Here is a 10255-nt window from a genome sequence, read left to right as displayed (position 1 = left end):
AAGACGTCACAGGCTTGCTGATCGACAATACCATTGACCCAAATGCCATCAATATTGAAGCATTTGTGTCATCTATAACCCATCAAGTCTAAGGAGACTTCAAATGAAACTAATCTTTTCAATCCTCATGGTAGCCTTAAGTTTTTCTACTTTTGCTCACACAACACTTAAGACATCTACACCTAAGGATAATGCGATGTTGATGTCATCTCCACCTGAACTATCATTGGTTTTTACCAAGCCTGTAAGGTTGGCTAGAGTCACATTGCAATCGAAAAGTGGGGAAACCATTCCGTTTGAGTTTAAGCCAAGTACGGAACTCGCTAGTGCCTTTAGTTACGAATTACCCGGATTACCAGTAGATACATACACTGTCAATTGGATGTTGCTAGGTCAGGACGGTCACAAAATGGAAGGGGCTTTTAGTTTTATGGTGCATGCTTCAATGATGAAACATAACGACAAAAAGCACGACAGCACGCACGGCAACCATTAGAGGACGCTATGGACATTTGGCAGTTGGGGTTGTTGATTTCAAAGTTTGGTGTTTATCTCGGCGTATCAGCGCTGCTTGGTGGTGGTTGGATTTTGTGCATTACCAATACTGATATTGACACCAAATTTACTTTACCCGCAAGCTTACAAACAACGGTAACAAGGCACATGTGTTTGTTTGCGGTCATTGGCATCATTTTTAGTGCTTTTGACTTTTTGTTTCAGGTTGGGCAGCTCGCTCAATCTGGATACGCTGGTATGTTTGACCCCATTATGCGAGAGATGGTCGCGCATTCAACGCTCGGAGATGTTGCAAAAAGTCGACTAGTGCTGTTCGCAAGTGCGCTACTATATTTAACCTATTTAGGTCATTCAATTAGAAAAACCGCCATTATTTCAAGTCTCTCTCTTGGAATTTTCATTGTTATTGCGTTGGCAGGATTTGGGTATACATTTACGTTAACTGGGCATACTCAACAGTTACAACCTAGTTTAAAATTTATCCTGGCTGCTCATGCCGTTATTGCGCTCGCGTGGGTGGGTTCACTCTGGCCTCTTTCAAGGACGTGCGTAGAGCTTTCTACCCCCAATTTGCACCATGTCATGACAAAATTTGGGAAATCGGCGATGTACCCCATTGGGGGGCTAATTATTGCTGGTTTACTACTGGCTTGGCAACTTGTGCGTTCTGTTAGCAGTTTGCTCGACACAAACTACGGCTTTGTATTGCTTGTTAAGCTGTTGTTTGTTGGTGCTATCTTTCTAATCGCGTTGTTACACAAACTGCGATTGGTTCCTCAGCTTTTAACCGGCATAACCAGTCCTCGAACGCTTCAAAAATCAATCCAAATCGAACTTTGTATAGGGATATCTATTTTAATGGTGACGGTGGTGTTAAGTACCGCCGTAGGCCCCAATTATTGAAGAAACACAAAATGAAAAAAATCTACTTGTTGTCAATCGTACTCTTTCCTTTGCTGTTAACTAACTGTGTTAATGCTCATGATAAAACGCATAACGACACCAGTAATAGTCCTATGTTCTCAGGGGTAGACTCCGACGCAGGAATAATAGCAAAACAATTCCACAAAGCACTCTCCGAGGCTAATGCAGAGACAGTCATGAGCTTACTTGCCGATGATGTCCTTATTTTGGAAGGTGGCAGAATTGAGCGCAGTGCCGACGAATATCGTGCACATCATTTGCAAGCAGACATGCAATTTTCATCTGCCGTAACCACGAAGACGATTGAGCATCATGTTCGTGTGCATGGTAATACAGCTGTCTCCATTTCAAGAAGTCACACTTCTGGAAACTATAAAGGTCGAGATATTGATAGGACAGGCAATGAAACGCTCTTTTTAACGCTGATCAATGGACAGTGGAAAATCAGTCATATTCATTGGTCTCACTAACTCCCCACCAAATTAAAATAAAAAGGTCAAAACGATGAAACTTTTCTATGCAAGCTGCGTTGTTATTTTTTTAGCCACATCACCATACATTTATGCGTCTGAGCAAACGAACGACGAAACCGAGATACTAGAAATGATCCAAGATATTGAAAAGGGGTGGGAGTCTGGTAACGGTATGCCGTTCTATCAACATTATCTTGGCCAGGTAGGTGCGCGTTACATTGAGTCAGGCGGTCAGAATAAAGGGTTAGAGGATTTGGTCAAAAATCATGTAGAGCCGGAAAAAGAGGTATTGAAACGATTGACCATTGATATTCTAGATATCGAAACAAACGTTGAAGGAGACTTCGCTTGGGCAGTTACGACAGTAAATGTTTCAGGAGAAGTACGCAAAACCGGCGCAGTTTTTGATAAAAAAGGATTTCAAACCTATTTGTTTCGCCGAACTGATGAAGGATGGAAGGTCATTCATTCGCATTCATCTACCCGTGATAATAAGCCACATAAGCACCGTTAACAACGTTGAATTCCGTGCAAAATCGCAATATCACATTGGATGCAATACGAACGTTAGCCATTGTGTTGATGGTTGTATTCCATTTTGCTTACGACCTTCGTTTCTTTGGTTGGGTTGATTGGAATGTCCCCAATGGAAAAGGGTGGAGGGAGTTTCGGTATGTAATATTGACGCTCTTCTTCGTGAGTGTAGGCGCGTCGCTCGTGCTCGGGAATTATCGAAAATTTAGTCTAAAAATGTTTTTACTGCGGCTGTTTTCCATAGCGTTCTGGGCCGCGGTAATATCGCTTTTTACGTATTATTTTTTTAATGCAAACTGGATATTCTTTGGCGTATTGCATTTTATTGCTGTAGCGAGTGTTTTGTGTGTTCCGTTGATTAGAAAACCCATATTGTCGCTGTTGTTGGGTTTTGTTGCGGTCACGTTGTTTAACATTGGCCTAGTATCCAGTAAATGGCCATTTAATCTGATCAGTTTGTCACTACCTCATTCTCCAAACGATTACGTTGCGATTTTTCCATGGATAGGTGTTGTATTGTTTGGTATTGCGATAGGGCACGTTTTGAAAAGCGGATTTGATCCGTTTGCAAAATGGAATATCCCGAATAACTTGACTCTTCTCGGACGGCATAGTTTAGCGGTTTACATATTGCATCAACCTATCTTTTTTGCGCTGTTTGGTACTATCTATTGGTTTAGCTCATCGGTGTAACTATGCACCTTTTACTTTGCCATAAATCACCTTCAGTAATTAATATCCGCTATGCTGCCGCAGACATAAAATTACGATGAGATATGCACATTATGAGGGAAGGTAGAGTCAAGGCAGCAGAGTAATGCTTGATAAACGCATATGCGCTTGCGCGCAAATGCGTGTGTCGATACACTCTCGATATCAACGCTAATGTGTTTACAGCAACGCAAGATTAATTCGGAGAAGATTGTGCTTTTAGTGCCAACAAACCCAGACTACCGTTAATACTCAAACAGTTTTGGTCGTTCTTCTTTGAAGTTGGTGTATTTTGACCACAAAGAGTTGCATTCTCTTGACTCTATTACGTCAGTTATTTGTCTTACAGTAGCCATATCGTTTTCTACCAGCAATGCAGACACTTGTGATAACATTTCGGCTTTAGCGGGTTGTTATTCAAAAATTTCATGAAGTCTCAAACATCCCCTGATAAAAACCAAGCTGTCTACCATGCAGATTACGCGAAAAATGAAACGCGGTAACCGCTCTGGTGTTTTGTATTCGCTTCGTTTAACCAAAAGAGTAAATTCTGCTCAAAAGCAACAAGGTTTTCATTGATCCGTTGCGTCGCATCGACATTCAATATACCAAACCGCGACATTTCAGCCTCATAAAATGCAAGATCTAGTAATGCTTCGTAATACAGCATTTTAGCATCTTCTAGCTTGTTTTTGACTTTTTCAAACCGTAAAATTGCGTGCTCTTGAATTGAAATCACTTCTCTTAATATGCTTGGATCACACCGAACCGTTGCTGTTTCATCAATTGAAGTAAGCGTTAAGTCGTTAAAAAACCGATCGTAACCATCTTCCACTAAGAACCGGCGAAGATATATGGAGACCGCGAGGTTTTTAAATATCAGCCCATTTTGTGTTTCTGTTTCTCCCATTAGATTTTCAAATGCTGTCTCTGCATATTGAACCTTGTCTAAATTTAATTGCTCAAGACGCCTTACTTCTTCCTTATGGTCTTGAGTGAGGCGAACAATATCGTTTTCGTGCCTCTCAGTCAGTGAATTAATTTGCCGCTGCGTGTTCATTTGTAGTTCTATCAGTTCACGATCCGTTGCTTCTCTCAAGGCAACTAAGTCGCTTTCAGCTTCATCTTTAACTGCCTTCGTTCGCGAACTTTGAACATGGTTCATCCAAGAAGCGAGTAGTGTTTCAGATTTAGTCGATTTATGCAGTTGATTTAAATGGGGTTGCAATTGCATTCGAATGTCTTACATGTTGAGAACCTGCAAAGACCGCTTTACCTGCTCTAACTCTTGAGCACTCAACTCACGTAACTCTGCGTCAGAAGCCTCTGAAATTTTCTTATTTGCGTCATCAATTTGTTGCTCAATCCGAGCCAGTCGCCTGTTGACTTCTGAACTCGAAAGGGTGGCATTTTCCAGCAAAATCAAGTCACGATTAATTTCATCAATTTGTGCTTTAAGACCAGTTAATCCTCTGTAAAAATCGCCATGCTCACGATCATTTGGATGTGCGAGCGATGATGACATCACAAGAAACAAACATATCCATCTTTTCATAAACTATTTCCTTGTTACAAGTAACCACAATGCCAATTCAATATGGGTAGAACATACGTTCACAATATCGAAATCGTCACAGCAATGACTAAAAGTTTTTTAGTCAGGGCGCAGAAGAGAACTCATAAACAGACCAGTAGGATCGTATTGTTGTTTTAATAATTTCAAACGAGCTGTGTGTTGGCCGTAGTAAAGTGCAAGTGGCGACCCATTCCCCATGTCATAATTTTGGTAAGAATGGCCATTAAAAAACGGTGATAGCAAATCGAAAGATTTATTTACCCAATCGATAACTTCAGTATCGTCACATTCAGCTTGAGTGATCCCTGTGATACTACAGACGAAAGAAGCGTTGCGGTGAATAAATGCCGAACCGTCAGCGTTTACATCCTGAATAGCGCCACAAAGCGGGTCTAGCATAAATCCACCTGAATTTACCGGACAAGCACGGTAACATGATAAAAGTGTTTCAATGAATTCGTCTGATAGCTCACCTTCAATTATGCCATTGCGCCAATACAAGTTCAGATCACTATCGTAGTTATTGGACTGGCATTCAACGTATTGCGAACGCCTACTTAACAATTTGGCACCGTCTTGCCATTTGGCTACAGATTCCAAACCGTGCACCGAGTCCTCACTAAACCCCATTATCGAAATTCGTGCTTTATCGTGCGTAGATCGCGAGAGATATGCATATAGAAAAACCGATCTGTTATCACTGAGCACTATTTCGCTATATTGCCTAAGAATAGATCGTGCGTGACATAACGGCCACTCGAGTATTCGGCCATCAATATTTTGGGGGGCATCGTGTAATTTAAACGTGATATCGGTCACAACGCCAAATTGACCATGGCCACACCCTTTTAATGCCCAAAATAACTCCGCGTGTTGGGATTCGGTCACTTGTCTTACTTTACCGTCAGCAGTTATCAATCCAAACGCGAGTACATTGTCGCAACTCAAACCAAGCTTTCTGGACAAAAAACCGATCCCCCCTCCCAATGTTGCGCCGACAACACCAACATCGGGACAGGTACCCAAAGGAACCACTTTATTGTGTTGCGCTAGAAAATGGTCCAATTCACTATTTTTGACGCCTGCGCCGACGTTTACTGAGCTCTTATCAACATTCAGTACAGTTGTTTTAAACATCGACATATCAATTACAATTGCATTGTTAAGGACCGACATGCCACTTACACCATGCCCTTGACCCTTAATTGTAATGGATAAGCGCAACTGCTTTGCACATTTGACAATGTGTATAATATCGGTCTTTGTCTTAGGTTGAATAATTACTAACGGAAAACGCGAAACACCTTGATTGAATACTTTCCTGTTTTCTTCATATTCTGCACTACCCGGTGACCAGAATGCGCCGCCAACAAGACTTGCCAGTTCTACCAGGCTTGTTTCAGTAGCACGCGTGTCAATTGAATCTGTTTTTGTCTGTTTTGCAGGTGAAACTTCAACAATACTCTCTAGTAAATTCCAACTACGACTTCCAAAAGTGTTTGGCGTGACATCGCTCAGCAATTGTCGCAGATATTGTGCAACTAATCGGGGAGGTAAAAGCTTGTTTGCCGAAAACATACTGCGCATTAACTCCGATGCAGGCAAAGCTCGATTTGAGGCTTGCCTTATCGTTTCCTGCATCTTCGTGTCGACGTTTCCAGGAGCCACAGTTGTAAAAACAGCAATATCGTTATCGACTTCAAGTTGAAAACACTGGCACAGCATATTTAATGATGCTTTGCTTACACAATAAGCTGAGGCGCCAGCAACGGGTTGTACTGGCAAATCACTGGTTAAAAACATCACGCGGCTATGACTAAATTTTTTTAAGCATATCTGCGTTAAAAGGCGAGGTACTTCGACATTTATCCATTGGGTTGCCTCCCACTCATCAGGGGCGACGTTGCTAATATCTCCAAATGGCATGACAACACCTGCGCAATGGATCAGGTAGCTAAAGTGAGTATGCTGATTGACAACGTTTTGAAGGCTTTTAATACAATCCCTATTAGTGAAATCGATACACTCGATTCTGACCCTATCCCCATAAGACCTTTTAAGCTGTTGTAAAGTTTCTGGATTTCTACAAAGTGCTACGATCTGGATAAAAGGGTAGGAGAGTAGAAGCTCTTTTGTAAGCGCAAGTCCTATACCAGAGCTAGCGCCTGATATTAGTGCTGTCTGTTGATACAACATCTTAAAAGCCTATTTCGTAGAAGAGTGAAAGCTCACTTATATGTTTGATAGCTTCAGCATAAGTAAAGTCCTTGAATGGATAAATAAGTTAATGATTTGATTACAGAAATGTAATCAAACTGTAATCGATTCGTTGTGAAGCTTTGATCTGAATCAACTACATTTGAAATGAAATCACTACGATTAAATACATAAACATTTAAGGGTAAGGTTCAGTGACTCGGTTCTCGTTAGTAAACATTTGGATAGCACTACTGCTGGTCAACACGTTATCGGTGAGTGTCCATGCTACGCGTGACATCGGATTTCATGAACATGCATCGACGGTGTTTATCAATGGTGAACGTGCACACGATGATGAGCAAAAAGAGCCTTTCACATCTTGTTATTGCCCAGACTGTTTTTATACGGACAATTCGTCTTCCAACGCACCTCTTGCCATTCTTGAAGCACACTCCTGTTTTTTAATTGAGGCGCTAGAGGATAGAAATCACAGAGATCGTTATCAGGTGCTCAAAAGACCTGTTCCGCCAAATCACCCGCCTCCCATAGAGTTTTTTGTTACTTCGTAAGCGCACTTAACAACGCAGTGCCAAATAAGTAAATCAACCCAGTTAGTGGGTAAGAAATACAATTTAAAAAGAGAAATACTATGCGATTACGTAAAGGAGTGTTGCATGCAATGATTTTTGTGGCCGGTATGATCACATCGTCACCATTGCTTGCATCTGAGACCACCGACCGGTTTGTCTTTGTGGGATACGGTGACGTTAAATATGAAAGTGCAGATGTAGCCGACACCGATGCTTTTTCGGCCAGGTTTATTCCCATTTTTTTATTCAGCTTAAATGACAAAATGCATGTCGAAGCAGAACTCGAGTTTGGATTGGGCGAAAACGGGGAGACCGAAACCGAGCTCGAATACGCTGACATCCATTATTTCCTGAACGACAACACAACATTAACTGCCGGAAAATTCCTTTTACCATTTGGGCAGTTTAGTGCCAACTGGCACCCTAGTTGGATTAATAGAAGTATATGGACCCCCGGCGTCTATGGCGCTCATGGCTCGAGCCAAGCAATGGATCCATTGTTACCTATTCTTAGTGACGTAGGCGTAGCTGCACAGCAAGTCTATCAAGTCGGCTCGGCCAAGGTGTTTGTGGATGTTTTCATGACAAACGGTCCGCGCTCTGAAGCTGCTCATGACGAAGAAGAGATTGAGGATGATCATGATGATCTAATAGCTCGCTTTTTCGCACCCTCTGCTGCAGCTGATCCTGATTCGGAAGAAGATGGTCATGGTGAGGCGTTCCCGGAAGTGGAATTTGAAGCGACGAGTTCTGACAACAATAGCAATAAAGCGTTTGGTGGCCGCCTGGCTATTGCCTTACTACCTTCAATCGAGATTGGAACGTCATATTATCAAGGTGCCTACGACGAACAAGGACAACTAGATATCACAGCCAATGGGTTTGATATCAACTTTATTAGTACTCACGCCATCATCAGAGGCGAGTATATTAAAACTGAAACGGACTCATTTGTTGAGCGAGATCATGAGCAAACTATTGACTCATTTTCACGCAATGGATGGTTTTTACAAGGTACTTTCTTCGTTGGGCACGCTTTTCAATCCCTAGGTAGTACTGAATTGGTCCTTGAATATGCTGAAACCAATAAAATTGAAGAAGCGGAGCGCTGGATGGTAGGTGTCAACTATTGGTTGGACCCTCGTTCAGTTATTAAGGTGGGCTATGAAGATACAGACGTAGTTGAAGGTCCTGATGATACACGGTTTGCTGTGCAATTCAGCTATGGATTCTAGGGGATATCATGAACAAGAAATTAATTATATGTGCACTAATCACATTTATTTCGTTACCGAACTTGGCAGACGATGAAACCACACTTTCTGGCGCAGAGTTAATTAATAACAACTGTGCGCGTTGTCATAACAGTAGGCCTGTGCGTGAGTTTTCTATCAGTGAGTGGAGAGTGATCATGCCACACATGCGCGAAAAAGCGCATTTAACCGGCAGCGAAGTAAAAGCCATTCTTGAATTCATGGAAATAGCTTCTAGTCCTGCTCAACCGGTAGAGGTGACTCTGGCTAAATCATTAACAGTCAATCCACGTGACGTACTCACTCGATATGGTTGTCAGGGGTGTCATCAAGTGCAAGGCGCAGGCGGAACACTCGGTCCATCGCTGGATAATGTTATTAGCGAAAAAGGCAGGGCATTCTTTTTGCGCAAAGTTAAGGAGCCTCAATTTAATAACTCGTCGTCCGCAATGCCGCAAATGCCGATTACAGATGATGAGCTTGAAGCTTTAGCTGAGTTTTTATCGTCCATATAGCCTATTGACCTGAGTCTAAGACATTAGATTAAGGTGACAAGACGTAAACTTTAAACCTAAAACGCTCAACTGAGCATAATCAAAGGAAACAATCTTATGAAAAAGCTTACTTCACTATTACTGGCCAGTGCTTTAGTCGTTGCGCCAATAGCGACTTCTTTTGCATATCAACAGACTGACAAATCTGATATGCCGATGATGGATGGTCAGATGATGCAAAAGATGCAGACGCATATGGAAGAAATGCGCGCAGTATTGGATGCCGTTAAGAGTGAATCGGATCCGGAGAAGCGCGAAGCCATGTTGCATGAGCATGCCCAAAAGATGCAAGACATGATGGGCATGATGGAAGGAAGCGACTCGATGGGGATGAAAGCGGGAAAAGGAATGAAACACAAACACACTGATATGTCCACCGAAGACAAAATGAAAATGATGGAACAGCGTATGTCGATGATGGAAGACATGATGAGCCAAATGATGGGGCACACCGCTGAAAAGTCTAAACCAATACATAAACACAAATAGAGCTAATCACCACGTTACGAGGCAGGAGGTGACCTGCTGTCTCGCTTATTTCAATAATCACAGGAATTTTACATGAATAAATTAATTAAGTTTTTTTCAATTGTAGTCTTGTCAGTTGGACTCCTCGGAGGATGCGCAAGCCAGGTTTATCACGACTACATCATGAGTGGGCAAGTTGTTACAGTCGATGATAAGCAAGCAGTGGTATGTGTATCTGATACGGATGGTTTGAAGGAACATCAAGTTTTTAATGTCTATAGAACTGTCTACGACCCTACAGCAATCTCAGAAGGTGAAAACAGCTATTCACGAGAGTTCGTTGGGAAAATTCGTCTTGGAAAAACTAAGGATAAGCACTTCGCGGAAGCTATTGTGCTGGATGGCGAAATTACGCGTTATGACATGGTCGAGTTTGACCGTGGTTTTTGATTAATAT

At 42.0% G+C, this 10255-nt stretch carries 13 protein-coding genes; 10 read left to right on the top strand and 3 right to left on the bottom strand.

Annotated features, from left to right (window positions below; translation table 11 throughout):
- The first annotated feature begins 103 nt into the window (after window positions 1-103).
- Genes MHM87_RS12615 through MHM87_RS12595 form a run of 5 tightly spaced genes read left to right on the top strand, consistent with a single transcriptional unit; the run spans window position 104 to window position 3140 of the window.
- Window positions 104-496 (top strand): copper resistance CopC family protein, encoded by a 393-nt coding sequence (locus MHM87_RS12615; protein ID WP_239259363.1) that lies wholly within the window; start codon window positions 104-106, stop codon window positions 494-496.
- An 8-nt stretch (window positions 497-504) separates the two neighbouring features.
- A complete protein-coding gene (locus tag MHM87_RS12610) occupies window positions 505-1419 on the top strand; it encodes a CopD family protein (RefSeq protein WP_014996992.1) in 915 nt (304 codons plus the stop codon).
- Window positions 1420-1430: 11 nt separating this feature from the next.
- Window positions 1431-1910 (top strand): nuclear transport factor 2 family protein, encoded by a 480-nt coding sequence (locus MHM87_RS12605; protein ID WP_239259361.1) that lies wholly within the window; start codon window positions 1431-1433, stop codon window positions 1908-1910.
- Between the two features lie 34 nt (window positions 1911-1944).
- Complete coding sequence (locus MHM87_RS12600; RefSeq protein WP_012516840.1) at window positions 1945-2427, top strand: nuclear transport factor 2 family protein; 483 nt, start codon at window positions 1945-1947, stop codon at window positions 2425-2427.
- Between the two features lie 14 nt (window positions 2428-2441).
- Window positions 2442-3140, top strand: a complete 699-nt coding sequence (locus MHM87_RS12595; RefSeq protein ID WP_014996994.1) for a heparan-alpha-glucosaminide N-acetyltransferase — start codon at window positions 2442-2444, stop codon at window positions 3138-3140.
- Window positions 3141-3636: 496 nt separating this feature from the next.
- Here the strand turns inward: MHM87_RS12595 and MHM87_RS12590 are convergent, their stop codons facing one another.
- From MHM87_RS12590 to MHM87_RS12580, 3 genes are all read right to left on the bottom strand, one after another.
- Window positions 3637-4392, bottom strand: a complete 756-nt coding sequence (locus tag MHM87_RS12590; RefSeq protein ID WP_012516842.1) for a hypothetical protein — start codon at window positions 4390-4392, stop codon at window positions 3637-3639.
- A gap of 9 nt (window positions 4393-4401) precedes the next feature.
- On the bottom strand, window positions 4402-4713 hold the full coding sequence (locus MHM87_RS12585) for a hypothetical protein (protein ID WP_012516843.1): 312 nt from the start codon (window positions 4711-4713) through the stop codon (window positions 4402-4404).
- Between the two features lie 99 nt (window positions 4714-4812).
- Window positions 4813-6930, bottom strand: a complete 2118-nt coding sequence (locus MHM87_RS12580; RefSeq protein ID WP_044556707.1) for an SDR family NAD(P)-dependent oxidoreductase — start codon at window positions 6928-6930, stop codon at window positions 4813-4815.
- A gap of 215 nt (window positions 6931-7145) precedes the next feature.
- Between MHM87_RS12580 and MHM87_RS12575 the strand changes: the two genes are divergently transcribed.
- The 5 genes from MHM87_RS12575 (at window position 7146) to MHM87_RS12555 (ending at window position 10248) form a co-directional block, all read left to right on the top strand.
- Window positions 7146-7502 (top strand): hypothetical protein, encoded by a 357-nt coding sequence (locus MHM87_RS12575; RefSeq protein ID WP_157187941.1) that lies wholly within the window; start codon window positions 7146-7148, stop codon window positions 7500-7502.
- Between the two features lie 80 nt (window positions 7503-7582).
- Window positions 7583-8758 carry a porin gene (locus tag MHM87_RS12570; RefSeq protein ID WP_168476582.1) on the top strand — a complete coding sequence of 392 codons (1176 nt, stop codon included), beginning with the start codon at window positions 7583-7585 and terminating at the stop codon, window positions 8756-8758.
- Between the two features lie 8 nt (window positions 8759-8766).
- Window positions 8767-9291, top strand: a complete 525-nt coding sequence (locus MHM87_RS12565) for a c-type cytochrome (RefSeq protein WP_014996996.1) — start codon at window positions 8767-8769, stop codon at window positions 9289-9291.
- A gap of 96 nt (window positions 9292-9387) precedes the next feature.
- A complete protein-coding gene (locus MHM87_RS12560) occupies window positions 9388-9819 on the top strand; it encodes a hypothetical protein (protein ID WP_012516848.1) in 432 nt (143 codons plus the stop codon).
- Window positions 9820-9891: 72 nt separating this feature from the next.
- On the top strand, window positions 9892-10248 hold the full coding sequence (locus MHM87_RS12555) for a hypothetical protein (RefSeq protein ID WP_012516849.1): 357 nt from the start codon (window positions 9892-9894) through the stop codon (window positions 10246-10248).
- The last annotated feature ends 7 nt before the right edge of the window (window positions 10249-10255 follow it).

Origin of the sequence: Alteromonas sp. Cnat3-28, from assembly GCF_022348265.1 — a bacterium.
Lineage (GTDB): Bacteria > Pseudomonadota > Gammaproteobacteria > Enterobacterales > Alteromonadaceae > Alteromonas > Alteromonas macleodii.
This window is presented reverse-complemented; position numbering and strand designations above follow the sequence as displayed.